The 17,737-nt window shown below is 65.0% G+C and carries 13 protein-coding genes; 5 read left to right on the top strand and 8 right to left on the bottom strand.

What is annotated here, in order from left to right; translation table 11 throughout:
* Positions 1–79: 79 nt before the first annotated feature.
* Both C2134_RS18585 and C2134_RS18580 read right to left on the bottom strand, forming a co-directional pair.
* Positions 80–1,582, bottom strand: a complete 1,503-nt coding sequence (locus tag C2134_RS18585) for a CoA-acylating methylmalonate-semialdehyde dehydrogenase (protein ID WP_103321579.1) — start codon at positions 1,580–1,582, stop codon at positions 80–82.
* Positions 1,583–1,621: 39 nt separating this feature from the next.
* Positions 1,622–2,470 (bottom strand): 3-hydroxybutyryl-CoA dehydrogenase, encoded by an 849-nt coding sequence (locus tag C2134_RS18580; protein WP_103321578.1) that lies wholly within the window; start codon positions 2,468–2,470, stop codon positions 1,622–1,624.
* An 82-nt stretch (positions 2,471–2,552) separates the two neighbouring features.
* On the opposite strand from C2134_RS18580, the gene C2134_RS18575 reads away from it, so the two are divergent.
* The 3 genes from C2134_RS18575 to C2134_RS18565 all read left to right on the top strand — a co-directional run bounded on the left by C2134_RS18575 (position 2,553) and on the right by C2134_RS18565 (position 6,335).
* Positions 2,553–3,014, top strand: coding sequence for a MerR family transcriptional regulator (locus C2134_RS18575; RefSeq protein ID WP_233196509.1), 462 nt, complete (start codon positions 2,553–2,555; stop codon positions 3,012–3,014).
* On the top strand, positions 3,014–4,198 hold the full coding sequence (locus C2134_RS18570) for an acetyl-CoA C-acyltransferase (protein WP_103321576.1): 1,185 nt from the start codon (positions 3,014–3,016) through the stop codon (positions 4,196–4,198). The genes C2134_RS18575 and C2134_RS18570 overlap by 1 nt, the downstream gene beginning before the upstream one ends.
* Positions 4,199–4,385: 187 nt before the next feature.
* On the top strand, positions 4,386–6,335 hold the full coding sequence (locus tag C2134_RS18565; protein ID WP_103321575.1) for a helicase-related protein: 1,950 nt from the start codon (positions 4,386–4,388) through the stop codon (positions 6,333–6,335).
* 66 nt (positions 6,336–6,401) lie between these two features.
* Here the strand turns inward: C2134_RS18565 and C2134_RS18560 are convergent, their stop codons facing one another.
* The 6 genes from C2134_RS18560 to glnE all read right to left on the bottom strand — a co-directional run bounded on the left by C2134_RS18560 (position 6,402) and on the right by glnE (position 12,969).
* Positions 6,402–7,115, bottom strand: a complete 714-nt coding sequence (locus C2134_RS18560) for a hypothetical protein (RefSeq protein ID WP_103321574.1) — start codon at positions 7,113–7,115, stop codon at positions 6,402–6,404.
* Positions 7,116–7,188: 73 nt separating this feature from the next.
* Complete coding sequence (locus C2134_RS18555; protein WP_103321573.1) at positions 7,189–7,779, bottom strand: TetR/AcrR family transcriptional regulator; 591 nt, start codon at positions 7,777–7,779, stop codon at positions 7,189–7,191.
* A 1-nt stretch (position 7,780) separates the two neighbouring features.
* Positions 7,781–8,815 carry a lipopolysaccharide heptosyltransferase II gene (gene waaF / locus C2134_RS18550; RefSeq protein WP_103321572.1) on the bottom strand — a complete coding sequence of 345 codons (1,035 nt, stop codon included), beginning with the start codon at positions 8,813–8,815 and terminating at the stop codon, positions 7,781–7,783.
* A gap of 120 nt (positions 8,816–8,935) precedes the next feature.
* The gene (locus tag C2134_RS18545; protein ID WP_043624705.1) at positions 8,936–9,136 is read right to left on the bottom strand and encodes a zinc-finger domain-containing protein; all 201 of its coding nucleotides are present in this window, start codon (positions 9,134–9,136) and stop codon (positions 8,936–8,938) included.
* Between the two features lie 102 nt (positions 9,137–9,238).
* The gene (locus tag C2134_RS18540) at positions 9,239–10,162 is read right to left on the bottom strand and encodes a branched-chain amino acid transaminase (RefSeq protein WP_103321571.1); all 924 of its coding nucleotides are present in this window, start codon (positions 10,160–10,162) and stop codon (positions 9,239–9,241) included.
* A gap of 122 nt (positions 10,163–10,284) precedes the next feature.
* On the bottom strand, positions 10,285–12,969 hold the full coding sequence (gene glnE, locus C2134_RS18535; RefSeq protein WP_103321570.1) for a bifunctional [glutamate--ammonia ligase]-adenylyl-L-tyrosine phosphorylase/[glutamate--ammonia-ligase] adenylyltransferase: 2,685 nt from the start codon (positions 12,967–12,969) through the stop codon (positions 10,285–10,287).
* A gap of 122 nt (positions 12,970–13,091) precedes the next feature.
* Between glnE and C2134_RS18530 the strand changes: the two genes are divergently transcribed.
* Together C2134_RS18530 and C2134_RS18525 are read left to right on the top strand one after the other, a co-directional pair.
* Positions 13,092–16,922: a YhdP family protein gene (locus C2134_RS18530; protein ID WP_158248816.1), complete on the top strand. Its 3,831-nt coding sequence runs from the start codon at positions 13,092–13,094 to the stop codon at positions 16,920–16,922.
* The gene (locus C2134_RS18525) at positions 16,922–17,728 is read left to right on the top strand and encodes a carbon-nitrogen hydrolase family protein (protein WP_439646999.1); all 807 of its coding nucleotides are present in this window, start codon (positions 16,922–16,924) and stop codon (positions 17,726–17,728) included. The genes C2134_RS18530 and C2134_RS18525 overlap by 1 nt, the downstream gene beginning before the upstream one ends.
* Positions 17,729–17,737 lie beyond the last annotated feature (9 nt).

Below are 17,737 nucleotides of genomic sequence, written 5' to 3'. Positions count from 1 at the left end.
GAAACCAAGGCGTCGATCATTCAAGGACCGGCGCTCGGCCGTCATTCTTTTGTGTCATTCCGTGGCCAGTAAAACCGGTTCAACGCAGCGAGATGGTGGTGTGCACTTTGCCGCTGCTGGCCTCGTCGTCGAACCAACGGCTGGTGACGGTCTTGGTCTGGGTGTAGAAGGCCACCACCTGCTTGCCGTAAGGGCCGAGGTCGCCCAGTTTGGACGCGCGGCTGCCGGTAAAGCTGAACAGCGGCACCGGCACCGGAATCGGCACATTGATGCCGACTTGGCCGACGTCGATTTCCTCCTGGAATTTGCGCGCCGCCGCGCCGCTCTGCGTGAACACGGCGGTGCCGTTGCCGTTGGGGTTGGCATTGATGATGGCGATGGCTTCGTCCAACGTGTCGGCGGCCATCAGGCACAGCACCGGGCCGAAAATTTCCTGGTGATAGATCGCCATCTCGGGTTTGACGCCGGAGAAGATGGTCGGGCCGACGAAGTTGCCATGTTCGAAACCGGCGACTTTGACATCGCGGCCGTCCAGCTCCAGCTTGGCGCCTTCCTCCACGCCGCGGGCGATCAGGCTCTTGACGCGGTCCAGCGCGGCGCAGGAGATCACCGGGCCGAGGTCCGGATTGTCCTTGCCGGGGCCGACTTTCAGGCCCTTGGCCTTGGCCACCAGTTCCGGAATCCATTGCTGCGCCTCGCCCACCAGCACCGCGACGGATAGCGCCATGCAGCGTTGGCCGGCCGCGCCGAAAGCCGCGCCGGCCAATTGGTTCAAGGCCTGTTCCTTATTGGCGTCCGGCAGCACGATGGCGTGGTTCTTGGCGCCCATCATGCACTGCGCGCGCTTGCCGCTGAGGGTGGCGCGCTGGTATACGTGGGTGCCTACCTTGGTGGAGCCGACGAAGGACACGGCCTGGATGTCCGGGTGGTCACAGATGGCATCGACGACGGACGCCGCGCCGTGCACCACGTTCAGCACGCCCTTGGGAATGCCGGCGTCCAGCGCCAGTTCCACCAGGCGCATCGTCACCATCGGGTCCTGCTCCGATGGCTTCAGCACAAAGGTGTTGCCGGTGGCGATGGCCATCGGGAACATCCACAGCGGAATCATGGCCGGGAAGTTGAACGGAGTGATGCCGGCGCACACGCCCAGCGGTTGCTGCACGGTGTAGGTGTCCACGCCTCCGGCAACGTTTTCGGCGTATTCGCCCATCTGCAGGGTGCCGATATTGGCGGCGTGCTCCACCACTTCCAGGCCGCGGAAGATGTCGCCCTCGGCGTCGGCCAGGGTCTTGCCTTGCTCGGCGGTGAGGATGGCCGCCAGCTCTTTCATGTTTTCGCGGATCAGTTGCTGGTATTTCAGAAAGATGCGGGCGCGGGCGCCGATCGGCGTCTTCTTCCAGGTTTTGAACGCGTCCTTGGCGGCAGCGACTGCGGCGTTGACCTCGTCGGCGGTGGCCATCGGCACGCGCGCCAGCACTTCCTGGGTGGCCGGGTTGACGATGTCGCGCCATTCCGTGGTTTTGGACTCGACGAATTCGCCGCCTATCAACAGCTTGATATTTGGTACTGACTGGCTCATGGCACTGCCTCCTCTATTTGTTCGGGCTGATGGCGCTGCTCAGTTGTAGCTGTAGAAACCCTTGCCGCTCTTGCGGCCGAGATGGCCGGCCTGCACCAGTTGGGCCAAGAGCGGGCAGGCGCGGTATTTGCTGTCGCGGAATTCGTGGTACAGGATGTCCATGATGGATAGGCAAGTGTCCAGGCCGATCAGGTCGGCCAGCGCCAAGGGGCCGATCGGGTGGTTCATGCCCAGCTTCATCACGGTGTCGATGTCCTCGGCCGTGGCCAGATTTTCATACAGCGCGAAAGCGGCCTCGTTGATCATCGGCATCAGTACGCGGTTGGAGACGAAACCGGCGGCATCCTTCACCGTGACCGGCGTCTTGCCCAGCGCTTGGGATAGGTGGAAGACGGTCTGGTAGGCTTCGTCGCCGGTCTGCAGCGCGCGGATGATCTCCACCAGTTGCATCACCGGCACCGGGTTCATGAAGTGCATGCCCACCACGCGCTCCGGGTGGCTGACCCAGCTGGCGATGCGGGTAAGGGAGATGGACGAGGTGTTGGAGGCGAGGATGCACTTTTCGCCGACTGCGGCGTCCAGGTCGCGGAAGATTTGTTCCTTGATGGCGGCGTTCTCGGTGGCGGCTTCGATCACCACGTCGCAGCCGGCCAGGTCGGCCAGCTTGGTGGTGGCGCGGATGTGGGCGACGATGCCGGGGATGTTGGCTTCGGCGATCAGCTCCTTCTTGGCCATGCGCTGCAGGCTGATATTGATATTGGCCATGCCCTTGACCAGGGCCGCGTCGTTGACGTCGGCCAGCACCACCTCGAAGCCCTTCATCGCGAAGACCTGGGCGATGCCGTTGCCCATGGTGCCTGCGCCCACCACGCCGATTTTCTGGCTCATCTGTTTCTCCTGGACTGTTTGCTCTAACTTTTGATCACGATAACTTGACGTTTACGTCAACGTCAACAGACAATGAGCACAAATGCAGGCGACTGTGGCGCGCGTGGCCGCAGCGGGAGAATCGGGGTACAGACATATGGGCGAGCAGGTTTTCAATATCACGGAATTGGCGCAGGAATTCGACGTCACCACCCGCGCCATCCGTTTCTACGAGGATCAGGGCTTGCTGGAGCCGGCCAGGGCCGGGCAGCGCCGCATCTACAACCGGCGCGACCGCGTGCGGCTGATGCTGATCCTGCGCGGCAAACGCATAGGCCTGTCCCTGCAGGAGATCCGCGAGCTGTTCGCGCTGTACGACGCGGCGCACGACGACGCGCCGCAGTTGCAGGAATTCATCCGCATCCTGGCGCGCAAGGAGCAGCAGCTATTGGAGCAGATGGAAGACATCAAGGTGGTGCTGACCGAAATCGGCCAGCTGCGCGCCCAGTGCGAAAAAACGCTGGGCAAGCGCAGCAACGGCCACAATCGAGCAAAGGAGTTGTGATGCAACAACAGGAAATCGTGATTGTGGGCATGGCCCGCACCGCCATGGGTGGCTTCCAGGGCGCGTTGTCCGGCCTGACCGCCAGCCAATTGGGCGCCGCGGCCATCCGCGCCGCCGTAGAGCGCGCCGGCGTAACCGCCGGCGAGGTGGACGAGGTGATCATGGGTTGCGTGCTGCCGGCCGGCCAGGGACAGGCGCCGGCGCGCCAGGCTGCGCTGGGCGGCGGCTTGCCGCTGGCTACGCCGTGCACCACCATCAACAAGATGTGCGGCTCCGGCATGAAGGCCATCATGCTGGCGCACGACCAGCTGTTGGCCGGCAACGGCAATGTGGTGGTGGCCGGCGGCATGGAAAGCATGAGCAACGCGCCGTATCTGGTGCCCAAGGCGCGCGGCGGCCTGCGACTGGGCCATGGCGAGATCAAGGACCACATGTTCCTGGACGGCCTGGAAGACGCCTACCAGAAAGGCACGCTGATGGGCGTGTTCGCCGAGCAGTGCGCCGAGAAATACGGCTTCAGCCGCCAGGACCAGGACGAGTTCGCCATCGCCTCGCTGACCCGCGCGCAGCAGGCGATCAAGGGTGGTCAGTTCAAGGACGAAATCGCGGCGGTGACGGTGCCGGGCCGCGGCGGCGACACCGTGGTGGATACCGACGAGCAACCGCTGAAGGCCAACCTGGACAAAATCCCTACTTTGAAGCCGGCGTTCAAGAAAGACGGCACGGTCACGCCGGCCAATTCCAGCTCCATTTCCGATGGAGGCGCCGCGCTGGTGCTGATGACGGCGGCCGAAGCGGCCGAGCGCGGCCTGAAGCCCATCGCCCGCGTCGTCGGCCACAGCAGCCATGCTCAGGAGCCGGGCTGGTTCACCACCGCGCCGGTGGGCGCGATGCAGAAGTTGCTGGCCAAGACCGGCTGGAAGGCAGATGAGGTGGATCTTTATGAGATCAACGAAGCCTTCGCCGTGGTGACGATGGCGGCGATGTACGACCTGAAGCTGCCGCACGACAAGGTGAACGTGCACGGCGGTGCCTGCGCGCTGGGCCACCCCATCGGCGCGTCCGGCGCCCGCATCGTCATCTCGCTGCTGTCGGCATTGAAGCAGCGCGGCGGCAAGCGCGGCGTGGCCAGTCTGTGCATAGGCGGCGGCGAAGCGACCGCGCTGGCGGTGGAACTGGTGTAAGGCGTAGTCGAAAACCGCAATTGCAGGCCGCCGGCATGTACCGGCGGCCTGTTTTTTTGCAGCGCATCAAGCCGTGCTTGCATTGCCCGGAATCTTGATGGATGGTGATAGCAAGCCTGGGCGGCTGGCGCATCGTCGCCGGCTGCTTTATCATCGCCCGCCTTTAGCCCTGCAAACGAATGCCGCCATGACCGATACCATCGAAGCGCTGCCGCCCGAGATCCAACTCGACGATTATCTGGCGGAACACAACGCCACCATCGTCACCACCGAGGGCAGCCATGCGGTTTCGGTGCATGGCGAACTGGAGCTGGAAGGCCACCGCATCCCCTATCACTTGGTGCCGGACGAGGGTTTCCTCGGCAAGAGCGGCAAATGGCGCAAATTGGATGCAGAAGCGCGGCTGGCGCTGGTGAAAGAACGCTGGAACGACGCCGCGCGGCAGAAGCTGGAAGCGCAGTTGATGGCTTGCGCGCGCGATGTCTTCGCGGTGGAGGGCATCGAGCCGCTGCGCGTGCTCAGCGCCTTCATGGCCAAGTACGAGCGCGCCAAGGTGCGTTGCACCATCGCCCAGGACCGGGTGGCCGCCGCGCGCAGCCGGCAAAGCGCCGACAAGGCCGCCGCAAAGACGCGCGACGCGGTCAACCTGTCGCGCTATCCCGAGTCGTTCGCCACGGCTTATGCGATGCAGCGCCATTTCATCGCAGTATTGGGGCCCACCAACTCCGGCAAGACCCATGCGGCGATGGAGCACTTGCAAAAGGCCAAAAGCGGCGTCTATCTGGCGCCGCTGCGCCTGCTGGCGCTGGAAAACTATACCCGGCTGCAAGAGGCCGGCATTGCCGTCAGCCTGATCACGGGCGAGCAGCGCAAGCTGCATCCGGACGCCACCCACGTCGCCAGCACGGTGGAAATGCTCAATCCGGAGCGGCAGGTGGAAGTGGCGGTGATCGACGAGATTCAGCTGCTGGACGATCCGGATCGCGGCGCGGCCTGGACCGCCGCCGTGTGCGGCGTGCCGGCGCAGACCGTTTACCTGGTGGGCGCGCCGGAAGCGCGCGAGGCGATCGAGTCGCTGGTGGCGCGCGTGGGCGGCACGCTGGAAGTGCGCACGCTGGAGCGCAAGACCGCGCTGCAAATGGACAAGGCGCCGCTGCTGTCCTTGAAGAATCTGAAGCCGGGCGACGTGCTGATCGCCTTCTCCCGCCGCGAGGTGCTGAACTGGCGCGACAAGGTGATCGAGCAGGGCTTGAGCGTATCGGCCATCTACGGCAACCTGTCGCCGGAAGTGCGCCAGGCGCAGGCCGAACGCTTCGTTTCCGGCGAAACCCAGGTGGTGGTGGCCACCGACGCCATCGGCATGGGGCTGAACACGCCGGCGCGACGCATCATTTTCACCACTGCCAGCAAGTGGGACGGCTACGCCGAGGGCATCATCGCCGCCCCGCTGGCCAAGCAGATCGCCGGCCGCGCCGGCCGTTTCGGCAAGCATGAAACCGGCTATGTGGCCGGCTTCGACGGCCTCACTCACAAGACCATAGGCGCGCTGCTGCGGCAAAAGGCCGAGCCGCTGCCGAACAACGGCTTCTTCGTCGCGCCCAGCCTGAAGTACCTGGAAGCCATCTCCCTGGCGACGGGGGAGGTCAGGCTCAAGGCCTTGCTGGGCTTGTTCGCCAAGCATATCAATGTGCACGACGAATTCTTCCTGCCGGCCAATTTGTCCGACCAAATGGAAAAGGCCGAGTGGTTGGACGCCTTGCCCCTGAGCCTGGCCGATCGCTACACCTTCAGCCTGTGCCCGATCTCGACCAAGATTCCGATGCTGGAGAGCGCGCTGCATGACTGGGCCGAGCACCGCGCCCGCGGCAAGGCCGCTCCGCTGTTGCGGATGATGGGCACCGGGGGGCGCAACGAGCTGCAATACCTGGAAGACAGCTGCAAGCTGTATGCCGCTTACGCCTGGCTGGGCTATCGCATGCCGGACACCTTTCCGGATGGCGAGATGGCGCAGCTGCTGATGCAAAGCACCTCGGAACGCATCGATGCCTTGCTGCAAGTGCAGAACGCGCAGAAGCGCAAGAGCGGCAAGGGAAATGGCTTCGAGAGGCGCAAGCCGGGCGTCCGCCGCCGCAGTTGATGCTGCGCAATAAAGCCAAATCCCCGCGTGCTGCGCGGGGATTTTTATTTCACATCGCCAGAGGCGTTAGGCCTTGGTGGAGATATGGGTGGTGGAGACGCTGGGTTCCAGCAAAGACTGGGTAGCCTGATACTGCGCCAAGTCTTGCCTGCCGCTGCCAATCAGCTGTTGAGCCCGGCTGACGCTCTGCGTGGCCAAGGTGGCTGGCGCGGTAGCAGTCTGCGCCGGAGTGGGCGGCGTAGCGGCCTGTTGCGTCTGGGCCGGTTGGTTGGCGGCGCGGGTGGTTTGCGTGGCGGCGGCGGTCGCGCCATTGTTGTTGGCCGCATTGCTCTGGGCCGGCGCAGCAGTCGGAGCGGTATTGCCGTTGACCGCGGGCGCGATGGCGGCGGCGGTGGCCGGCTGCGGATTGGTCGCCAGAACGGCCGCAGTGTTATTCACCTGAGTGGGGTTAACCTGAGGCGCAGCCGGGGCCCTGGCTTGCGGGGTGTTGGCATTCGCCGCCTGTGCCGTTTGTGCCGCCTGGTTTTGTTGAGCGCGTTGCGTTTGCTGAGCGCTCTGCAGCGCCTGCTGGCTGCGGCTATTGGTCAGCTGTTGTTGCAGTTGCTGTTCCACACGGGCGGTGTCCGGGTTCTGCCGGACCGCGCTCTGCGTTTGCGGTTGGGTGGTGGCTTGCTGGACAGCGGGCTGGGCAGTGTCCAGCGACGACTGCACCTGCCGTGTGTTCGACACGGCATAGAGCGGTTGCGTCGTCGTGTTGCCAACGCTGGCGATGTTTGCCATGGCTACAGTCCCAATGTTCCTATATCGCTGATATTAGTACATTTTTCGACTGATGGCGTGATTTCTTTACTGTCTATTCGGTTAGCACCAGCTGCAGCATGTGCCGAGCCAGATCGTCGACGCTGAGTTCGCCATCGCGGCGATACCATTGCACGGTCCAGTGCAAGCTGCCCAGCAGCGTGCGGCGCAGCAGGCGGGTATCTTGCTTGACCAGTCCGGCGGCAGCGGCCTCGTCCAGCACTTGTTGCCATAGCGCTTCGTAGCGGTCGCGCAACACTATCAGTCCGGGTTTCGCGGTTTCCGATACGCTGCGCCATTCGTACAGCATCACCTCCAGCGCGGCCTGGTTGTCGCCCAGCAGGGAGTTCAGGTGCACACGGAACAGGGCGGCCAGCTTGTCGCGCAGCGAGGCGGCCTCTGCCAGCGCCGCGGCCAGTTGCTCGGTGGTGCTGGTAATGCCCAGCGCCATCACCGCCACCAGAATCTCTTCCTTGGTGCGGAAATGGTAGAACAGGCTGCCGGATTGCATGCCGACGGCGCTGCCCAGGTCGCGCACGGTGGTGCGCTCGTAGCCCTGGTCGCGAAACAGCACGGCGGCGGCGCGCACCAGCGCCATGCGGCGGTTGTTTTCTTCGGGCGGTCTTGGGGGTTCCACTACGCTCATATCATTCCTGGGGGGCGGTCAAAGCCGGCAGCAGAGTCTGCGACGCCTGCCAGACCATGTCGGGTTGCATTTTTTCCAGACAGTCGGTGTGTCCGTACGGACAGCTGCGCTCGAAACAGGGGCTGCAGTCCAGATTCAGCGACACGATGGCGGCGCGGTCGGACAGCGGCGGCGTGAAGTCCGGGCTGGATGAGCCGTACAGCGCCACCAGGGGCTTGTCGAGCGCCGCGGCGACGTGCATCAGGCCGGAATCGTTGCAGACGGCTAGCGTGGTCAGCCCGATCAGGTCGATCGCTTCCTCCAGGCCAGTCGCGCCGCATAGATTGACCGCGCTGCCGGCGGACAGGCGGGCGATTTCGTCGCCGATTTCTTTATCTTTGCCGGAGCCGAACAGCCATACCGCGTAGCCTGCGGCATCGAAGCGGCGCGCCAGTTCGGCGAAGTGGCGAGCGGGCCAGCGCTTGGCCGGGCCGTATTCCGCGCCGGGGCAGAAGGCGATGGCCGGGCGCGTCAGGTCGAGACCCAGGCGCGCCGCGACCTGGCGCTGGATGGCTGGATCGGTGCTCAGCTGCGGATTGGGAATGGGGCGCGGCAGCGCCGAGCGCTTGTCTTCGGCCAGCGCGCAGAAGCGCTCCACCATCATCGGCAGCGCCTGCTCGTCCAGCTCGCGCGCGTCGTTCAAGAGGCCGTAGCGCGATTCGCCGAGAAAGCCGGTGCGCAGCGGAATGCCGGCAAACAAGGGGATGAGCGCGGATTTCAGCGAGTTGGGCAGCACGATGACCTGGTCGAAGCCTTCCTTCGCCAGCTGTCGCGCCACTTTCCAGCGCTCGGCCAGCCGCAGCGCGCCGTGGCCGAACGGATTCAGATGCGACTTGGCCACTTCCGGCATCCGCGCCAAGAGCGGCAGGGTCCAGGATGGCGCGAACACATGCAGTTCCAGCTGCGGGTGGCGCTGGTGCAGGCGGCGGTACAACGGTTGAGCCATCACGCTGTCGCCGACCCAGGACGGGCCGATGACGAGGATTTTCTTTTTCATGCGGGGTGCTTCCGGTTCCAAACGCAAGCCGGCTGGGGCAGCGCGGCTTGCGTTTGGCGGCGGCAAGCAAAAAAGGGGTGGCCCGCGCCACACCCTTTGCCGTCGATGCGGGCGATGGCCTCAGTGGTGATGGCCTGCCGGGCCGATCAGCTTGTACTGGGTGCCGCAGTAGGGACAGAGCGCCTCGCCGGTCTTGGCCACCGGCAGGTAGACGCGGGGGTGGGAGTTCCAGGCCTTCATGTCCGGCATCGGGCAGTGCAGCGGCAGGTCGTGCTGGGTGACTTCGATGTAGCGTGCGGTGTTTTCTTTCAGTTCTGCCATGGTCGTTCCTTGTTGCAGCGAGCGGGCTTCCGACAAAAGCGCCGCCAGCAGGACGGCCGGAGGGCCGCTCGCTGCTGGCGCGCGAGATGCGGATTCTACCGCTTATTTTACGTAAGTGAGCCAATGCCGGTGTTCGGCATCCTGGCCCTTGACGATGCTGAAGTAGCGCTTCTGGATTTCGGCGGTGATCGGGCCGCGGCCGCCGTCGCCTATCGGGCGGCGGTCCAGTTCGCGGATCGGGGTCACTTCGGCGGCGGTGCCGGTGAAGAAGGCTTCGTCCGCGCTGTAGACTTCATCGCGGGTGATGCGCTTTTCCACCAGTTGCAGGCCCATTTCACTGGCAATTTGCACCACGGTGTCGCGGGTGATGCCTTCCAGCGCGCTGGTCAGGTCCGGAGTATATAGCTTGCCCTTGCGAACGATGAAGATGTTTTCGCCGGAGCCTTCGGCCACGAAGCCATCCACATCCAGCAGCAGGGCTTCGTCGTAGCCGTCCGCCGTGGCCTCGTTATTGGCCAAGATGGAGTTCATGTAATTGCCGTTGGCCTTGGCCTTGCACATGGTGATGTTGACGTGGTGGCGGGTGAAGGAGCTGGTCTTCACGCGGATGCCTTTTTCCAGGCCCTCGTCGCCGAGGTAGGCGCCCCACGGCCAGGCGGCCACGATCACGCGCACGTCGTTCTTCATCGGCGCCACGCCCAGCTTGCCGGAGCCGTAGAAGGCCATCGGGCGGAAATAGCAGGATTTCAGGCCATTGGCCTTCACCACGTCCAGGTGGGCCTGGTTGATCTGTTCCGGAGTGAATGGCAGGTCCATGCCCAGGATCTTGGCGGAGCGGAACAGACGGGCGGTGTGATCCTGCAGGCGGAAGATCGCCGGACCGTCAGCGGTTTCGTAGGCGCGCACGCCCTCAAATACGCCCATGCCGTAATGCAGCGTGTGGGTCAGGACGTGGGTGGTGGCGTCGCGCCAGTCCACCAGTTTGCCGTCATACCAAATATATCCGTCGCGATCAGCCATCGACATCTCGGTTCTCTCCTGTGTTGTGCTTTGTCCGGGCGCGCGGCCCGCGTCTTGCCATGGCGGCCTGTCGCCGCCTGTTTAATGGATCAGTGTATACCGCAGCGCGCGGCTTTGTGAACCGACTGTCAGGAAAAATCGAGCGCTTGCTCGAAAACCTGTTGCCAAAGCTGCTTGCCGCATTGGTAGGCGGCAAGCAAGGCGGCGTCCACGTCCACATTCTGCCTGTCGTTGAGGCGGGCCGCGTGCTGCAGGCGGCGGAACAGGCGGTAGGCGTCGCGCGCTTGTTCCGCCTGTGCCGGGTCTATCAGTCCGGCCTGCGCCGCTACGGCCAGCAGGGCGATATTGCCGGTGTTGCCGGTGAAGGCCGGCAGATGGTGGGCGTGGGCCAGGATCAAGTACTGCACGATGAACTCGATGTCTATGATGCCGCCGCGGGCGTTCTTGACGTCGTCGTCGCGCGCGGGATGGCTCTCCAGCATGCGCTGGCGCATGGCCAGGACTTCATCGCGCAGCTTGGCCGGCTCGCGCCGCAGCGTCAGGATGGCGTGGCGCTCGGCCTCGAACTGCGCGCCGATGTCCGTATCGCCGGCGACGAAGCGGGCGCGCGTCAGCGCCTGATGTTCCCATACCCAGGCCTGGTTTTCCTGGTACTGGCGGAAGGCGGCGATAGAGCTGACCAGCAAGCCGCTGGCGCCGTTGGGGCGCAGCCGCAGGTCGATATCGTACAGCACGCCGGCTGCGGTGGCGCTGGTCAGCCAGGTGGAGAGCTTGCGCGCCAGGCGGGAGTACAGGTCAGGCGCATCGGGGTGCGGGTCGTCGTACAGGAAAATGATGTCGAGGTCCGAGGCGTAGCCGAGTTCCTTGCCGCCCAGCTTGCCGTAGCCGATCACCGCGAAGCGCGGCGTGTCGATGTGGCGGGCCGGAATGTCGCGCCAGGCGTGGCGCACCGCCGCGTCCAGCACCAGGTCGGCCAGCCGCGACAGCTCGTCGGACAGCGCTTCCAAGGTCCACATGCCGGCCAGGTCCTGCGCCACCAGGCGGAAGGTCTGGGCATGCTGGAAGTGGCGCAGCGCGTCCATTTTGGCTTCGACGTCGCCCTCGGCCTGGTCCAGCTGCGTTTCCAGCTGGGCGGCCAATTGCGGCCAGTCCGGCGCGGCGTACAGCACGCGCACGTCGAGCAACTCGTCCAGCAAGATGGGGTGGCGGCTGAGGTAGGCCGATACCCAGGCGCTGGCGGAATACAGCGAGGCCAGCCTTTGCAGCGTCTGTGGGTATTCGGTCAGCAGCGCCAGGTAGGAAGCGCGGCGGCTGATGGCTTCCATCAAGCCGATGATGCGCGCCAGCGTGTCGTCGGCGTTGGGGAAGCGCGAGGCCACCTCGATCAGCGCCGGCATCAGCGCGTCCAGCTTCTTGCGGCCGGACAGCGGCATCTGCAGATAGCGCTGGCTCTGCGCCAGGCCCTTGAGCTGGCGGGAGACCGCTTGGGGATCGGCATAGCCGAGTTCGGCCAGCTTCTGTTCCGGCGCCTGCTCCGACACGTCCAGCCATAGCTCGGACAGCGGATGGTCCGGGCTGTCCTCGCTGGGCAGGATGAATACCTGCTCAAAGTGGCGGCTGACCTTGGCGCGGACCGCAGCCAGCGCCTCCTCAAAGGCTGGCCAATCGGCAAAGCCCATGCTGGCGGCGATCTTCTGCCGGGTGTCGGGCGCGGTGGGCAGGGTCTGCGTCTGCTGGTCGTCCAGATACTGCAGGCGATGCTCCAGATTGCGCAGGAAGGCGTAAGCAGCCTGCAGCTCCTCCACGGCGTCCGGCTCCAGCAGCCGCAACGCGGCCAGCCGGTCCAGCGTGGCGCGGGTGCCGCGCAGCTGCAGGGTGCGGTCGCGGCCGCCGCGGATCAGCTGGAACACCTGGGCGATGAATTCGGCTTCGCGGATGCCGCCGGGTCCGAGCTTGATGTTGTCCGCCATATCGCGCCGCGCCACTTCGCGGCGAATCTGCGCGTGCAGTTCGCGCATCGCGCCGTAGGCGTTGTAGTCCAGATATTTGCGGTAGACGAAGGGCCGCACCAGCTGGTTCAACGCCTCGGCGTCGCCCGTCAGCGCCTTGGCCTTGATCCAGGCGTAGCGCTCCCACTCGCGGCCCTGGCTGAGCAGATAGTTCTCCAGCGCGGCGAAGCTCATCACCAGCGGGCCGGAGTCGCCGTAGGGACGCAGGCGCATGTCGACGCGGAAAACCTGGCCATCCGGCGTGATGTCGTTGAGCAATGCGATCAATCGCTTGCCCAGTTGGGTGAAGTACTCGTGGTTGCTGATGCGGCGGGCGCCGTCGGTTTCGCCGCTTTCCGGGTAGATGAAGATCAGGTCGATGTCCGAGCTGACGTTCAGTTCGCCGCCGCCCAGCTTGCCCATGCCGATGACGATGAGCTGCTGCGGCTCGCCGCTGTCTTCGCCTATCGGCTGGCCATATTGCGTCAGCGCGGCCGCGGCGCAGGCCAGCGCCTGGCGCACGGCGAATTCCGCCAGCTGGCTGATGGTGCTCATGACTTCATCCAGCGAGGCCAGGCCGTTCAGGTCGCGGCAGATCAGTCGCGCCATGACCGCCTGGCGCAGCTGGCGCAACGCCGGTCCCTGCTGCTCCGGCGCGGTTAGCGCCGGCCAGTCGACGAAAGTCTGCATTTCGTCCAGGGTGAAGGGCTGCTGCCATTTCTGCTGCAGGCGCTGGGCTTGCTCGGGGCGGGCGCTCAGCAGACGGTGTAAATACTGGGAAAACTCGCAACTGCGGGCAATGGCATCACTCGTGTTTGCTGGCATAATAGCTCCGACGGCTTGGCGCGTGGCCGGGTGACGGCGGCGCCAGGGGCGGGCTGCAGCCGGTTTCGCGCCGTATCTCTCACTCATGCCATTGTAACGGTTTGCCATCGTTGAAAAAGCCCTTGTCGCCGTTGTCCCATATTCATGTGCTGCGCCTGTTGAAGCGCGGCCTTTTGCTGTTCGCGGCGGCGCTGGCCGTCGCCGGCAGCTTGCTGTGCGCGGCGTTTGCCATCTTTACCTTCTGGCTGCTGCCGCGTCTGGATCATTACCGTCCGCTGCTGGAGAACAGCCTGTCCGCTTCGCTCGGGCATAAGGTCGGCATCGCCAGGCTGTCCGGCCAATGGGACGGCGTGGCGCCGCGGTTTGAATTGAATGGCGTGTCCATCGCCAATCCGGTTTCCGGCCAGGCGCTGACCTTGAGCGCCGTGACGGTGCAACCATCCTGGACCTCCTTGCTGGCGGGGGAGCCGCGGCTGTCGGTGCTGGCCGATGGGCCATCGGTGGAGTTGCGCCGCGATCCTAACGGCGTCATCTATCTGAACGGCTTCGATCTGAGCAGCGGGCCGTCGCACGACAACGCCCTGGGCAACTGGCTGCTGCGCCAGCCTTCGCTGGAAATCCGCAATGCCCGCCTGAGCTGGGTGGATGAGCGCCTGGGCCTGCCGCGGCTGGATCTGCAGCAGGGCCGGCTGTTGCTGGAGCGCACGCTGCTGGGACACAAGCTGCAATTGTCCGGTTTGCCGGCCGCCACGCTGGGCAAAGGCTTCGAGCTGAGTGCCGGCTGGCGCGGCGACGACATCGACCACTGGCAGGACTGGTCCGGCACGCTGCGCGTGGCCCTGAACGGCGCGCGCGCCAGCGTCTGGTCGCGTTATATGCGCGATCTGGGCGTGCTGCGCAGCGGCGAGGGCGACGGCACCTTGGAAATGGCGTTTTCCGATGGCTCCATCAGCAGCCTGCAGGCCGATGTCAGCGTGCGAGACGCGGCCTACACGCCGCCCAGCGCGCGCGAGCTGGTGTTGCCGCAATTGCAGGGCAAGCTGCAGCTGGATCGGCAGTCGGGCGGCAGCTACCGCATCGCGGCCAGTGATTTAACCTTGGCCAGCGCCACCGGGCTGGCCTTCGACAAGTCTTCCATCAAGGGCGAGTGGCGTCCCGGCGCGCAAGGCGGCGGCGAATTGACGCTGGATAATGTCGATGTCGGCAATCTGAACCCCTTCATCCATGCCCTCGGGCTGGACCGCAACCCCTTGTTCGCCCGCTTCGCGCCGCGCGGCGCGCTGCATGACCTGACCGTGGGCTGGCAGGGCCCGGTGGAGGCGCCGCACAGTTTCAAGCTGAAGTCCCGTTTCGAAAAGCTGGCCTGGCAGCCGTTTGCCGATGTGCCGGGCGTGTCCGGCGTCAGCGGCAAGGTGGCGTTCGACGAGCATGGCGGCCGCCTGCAATTGGATACCGGCCAGTCCGAAGTGGTGTATCCGGAATTGTTCGGACACAGCTTGCCGTTTGACAAGCTGGTGGCGGACGTTGAGTGGACGCAGAAGGGCGCAGGGCTGGATATCGCGTTGCGCAAAGTAGTCTTCGCCAATGCCGACCTGAACGGCCAAGTGAGCGGTAGCTACCATTATCCCGGCAACAGCGCCGGCCTGATCGACCTGAGCGGGACGATAGACGCGGTCAAGGCGACGCGCATCCCCTCCTATTTGCCGCATCAGGTGGGCGAGCGCACCACAAGCTGGCTGAGCAAGGCGCTGCAGGATGGGACGGCGAAAAACCTGACGTTGAAGCTGAAGGGCGATCTGGAAAAATTCCCGTTTGCCGGCGGCAATGGCGGCGAGTTTTTGGTGGAGGCCGATGTCGAAAAAGCCAAGCTGCTGTATGAAACCGGCTGGCCGACGATAGACGACATCGACGCCAAGCTGCGCTTCCACAACGAATCGATGCTTGTGGAAGGCAAGCGCGCGTCCACGGTGGGCGTGCCGCTGCAGGATGTGACGGTGGCCATCGATCAACTCGGCGCCGACGTGCCGTGGCTTAAGATCAATGGCCGGGCGGAAGACCGGCTCGACCGCATGCTGGCTTTCACCACCAAGAGTCCGGTCGATGGCTGGCTGGGAGGCTTTACCGGCCAGATCAAGGCGGAAGGGCCGGCCGGCCTGAAGCTGCAACTGGCGGTGCCGTTGGATGGCGATGAATCCACCCGACTGCGCGGCGACCTCGAGTTCAAGCATAACGCATTGCAGTTCAAACGATTGCCGCTGCCGGCGCTGGAGGGGGCGCAGGGCGTGCTGACCTTCACCGAGCGCGGCGTGGACAGCAAGGGCCTGACCCTGCATGCCTTTGGCGGTCCGCTGAAGCTGACCGCGCATACCGGTGCCGACAAGCGCATGCGCTTCGCGCTGAGCGGCGAGGCGGACGGCAAGGCGCTGATGCAGCAATATTTGCCGTTGGCGGCGCCGCTGGTGTCCGGCCGTATGCAGGTTGATGGACGCTTCGTCGTGCACGATGGGCTGGAGAGCCTGCAGCTGGACAGCACCTTGCAAGGCGTGGCGCTGGACGCGCCGGCGCCGTTGGGCAAGACGGCGAATAGCGCCATGCCGCTGCAACTGCAGTTGCAGCCGGCGCCGGCCCGTTTTGGCGGCGGGATGCGGCTGGAATTCGACCTGGGCGGCGCGCTCGCAGGCAAACTGCGGCTGAATGATGATGGCGATTTGCAGACCGGCGCGCTGGGTTTGGGCCGCCGGCCGGGCGAGTGGCCGTCTTCCGGACTGGCTGTGCGGGCGCAGTTGCCCAAGGTGGCGCTGGACGAATGGTGGAGCGGTTTGTCGCGGCTGGACGCGCATGGCGGCGACAAGCCGCTCGGCATGCCCTTGCAGCTGCAACTGAATACTCCGGAATTGAGCTTCGCCGGCTTCGTGCTGCACCAAGCCGACGCCCAGGTTTCGAACAATGGACAGAGCGGCCTGTGGAACGTGGGTTTGCGCTCGCGCGAGGCGGATGGCGCCGCCAGCTATCAGTTGGGGGACGGCGCCGGCCTGCTGCAGGCCAATCTGGAGCGCCTGGCCTTGAGCTGGCCTTTGCGCGCCGAGGGAACGCCAAGCGCCGCCAGCGCCCAGCAGCAGTTGCCGGCGATGAAGGTGCATATCGGCGAACTATCCTTGCAGAACCGCAAGATCGGCCAACTGGACATGACGGCGCGGCGCAACGGCAGCGTCTGGTTGATGGACCCCTTGCGCCTGAGCGCGCCGGAAGGCACGCTATCCGGCAGCGCGCGGGTGGATGAGCAGGGCGTAGGCCGGGTGGAGACGCGTTTCCAACTGGACGTATCGAATGCCGGCAAATTGTTGGAGCGCTTTGGCCAAGTCGATGTGTTCCGCAATGGCCAGGGCAGTTTGTCGGGGCAGTTGAGCTGGCCGGGCGGCTTGAGCGATTTGGACGCCGCGCATCTGTCCGGCCAGATGGCGCTGGATTTCAAGAACGGACGCTTTGCCAAGGTGGATCCCGGCGTGGCGCGTTTGCTCGGGGTGCTGAGCCTGCAATCGCTGCCGCGGCGGATTCGGCTGGACTTTACTGATGTCTTCAGCGACGGTTTCGCCTTCGATGCGCTGCAAGGCAAGGCCAGCGTGCGCGATGGCGTGTTCCGCTCCGACAAGGTGGAGATGCGAAGCCCTGCGGCCGAGGTCGGCATCGCCGGCAGCGTGGACCTGGGCCGCGAGACGCAGACCCTGCAAGTCAAGGTGGTGCCGCACGTCGCCGAAAGCGTGGCCCTGGCGGCCGGCGCCGCCTTGCTGAACCCGGTGGTGGGCATCGCCACCCTGGCGGCGCAAAAGGTTTTGCAGGATCCGGTGGGCAAGATACTCACGCTGGAATATTCTGTGACAGGATCGCTGAAGGACCCGCAGGTGAAGCGGGTGAATGTCGGCGAGCCGGTCAAGTTCAGAGGAAACCAACCATGATGCAGAAATTCATCGCCGCTGCGGTGCAGATGGTGTCCGGCCTCAACGTAGAGGCCAATCTGGCCAAGGCTGACCAGCTGCTGGCCGAGGCGGCCGCGCGCGGCGCGCAACTGGCGGTGCTGCCGGAATATTTTTGCCTGATGGGCGCCAAGGATACCGATAAAGTGGCGCTGCGCGAGGCCTTTGGCGATGGCCCGATTCAGCGGGCGCTGTCCGACATGGCGCGCCGCCATGGCCTGTGGCTGCTGGGCGGCACGGTGCCGCTGCGCTGCGAAGAGGCGGACAAGGTATACAACAGCAGCCTGCTGTTCAGCCCTCAGGGAGAAGTGGCGGCGCGTTACGACAAAATCCACCTGTTCGGCTTTACCGGCCAGGGCGAGAGCTATTGCGAATCCAACACCATCCGTCCCGGCCAGACCCCGATCAAGGCCGAGACGCCGCTGGCCGACATCGCCCTCGGCATCTGTTACGACCTGCGTTTCCCAGAGCTATTCCGCCTGCTGGCGCCGTTCGATCTGCTGATCCTGCCAGCGGCCTTCACCGCCACGACCGGGCAAGCCCATTGGGAGGCTTTGCTCAGAGCGCGGGCGATAGAGAATCAATGCTACCTGATGGCTTCGGCCCAGGGCGGCACGCATGAAAACGGCCGGCATACCCATGGCCACACCATGATCATCGACCCCTGGGGGCGCATCCTCGCCGAGTTGCCGCGCGGCGAGGGCGTGGTCACCGCGGAGCTCGATCCCGAACTGATCCACTCGGTGCGCAGCGGCTTGCCTGCGTTGGCGCACCGGGTCATACGCTGAAAGAACACC

The sequence above is a fragment of the Chromobacterium sinusclupearum genome (assembly GCF_002902845.1).
GTDB lineage: Bacteria > Pseudomonadota > Gammaproteobacteria > Burkholderiales > Chromobacteriaceae > Chromobacterium > Chromobacterium sinusclupearum.
The sequence above is the reverse complement of the archived record's forward strand: the minus strand, read 5'-3'. Positions and strand labels throughout refer to the sequence as shown.

Bases quoted from the DNA above. Each gene is read 5' to 3' on its own strand.
- C2134_RS18585 (WP_103321579.1), bottom strand. From the start codon at position 1,582: ATGAGCCAGTCAGTACCAAATATCAAGCTGTTGATAGGCGGCGAATTC.
- C2134_RS18580 (WP_103321578.1), bottom strand. From the start codon at position 2,470: ATGAGCCAGAAAATCGGCGTGGTGGGCGCAGGCACCATGGGCAACGGC.
- C2134_RS18575 (WP_233196509.1), top strand. From the start codon at position 2,553: ATGCAGGCGACTGTGGCGCGCGTGGCCGCAGCGGGAGAATCGGGGTAC.
- C2134_RS18570 (WP_103321576.1), top strand. From the start codon at position 3,014: ATGCAACAACAGGAAATCGTGATTGTGGGCATGGCCCGCACCGCCATG.
- C2134_RS18565 (WP_103321575.1), top strand. From the start codon at position 4,386: ATGACCGATACCATCGAAGCGCTGCCGCCCGAGATCCAACTCGACGAT.
- C2134_RS18560 (WP_103321574.1), bottom strand. From the start codon at position 7,115: ATGGCAAACATCGCCAGCGTTGGCAACACGACGACGCAACCGCTCTAT.
- C2134_RS18555 (WP_103321573.1), bottom strand. From the start codon at position 7,779: ATGAGCGTAGTGGAACCCCCAAGACCGCCCGAAGAAAACAACCGCCGC.
- waaF (WP_103321572.1), bottom strand. From the start codon at position 8,815: ATGAAAAAGAAAATCCTCGTCATCGGCCCGTCCTGGGTCGGCGACAGC.
- C2134_RS18545 (WP_043624705.1), bottom strand. From the start codon at position 9,136: ATGGCAGAACTGAAAGAAAACACCGCACGCTACATCGAAGTCACCCAG.
- C2134_RS18540 (WP_103321571.1), bottom strand. From the start codon at position 10,162: ATGTCGATGGCTGATCGCGACGGATATATTTGGTATGACGGCAAACTG.
- glnE (WP_103321570.1), bottom strand. From the start codon at position 12,969: ATGCCAGCAAACACGAGTGATGCCATTGCCCGCAGTTGCGAGTTTTCC.
- C2134_RS18525 (WP_439646999.1), top strand. From the start codon at position 16,922: ATGCAGAAATTCATCGCCGCTGCGGTGCAGATGGTGTCCGGCCTCAAC.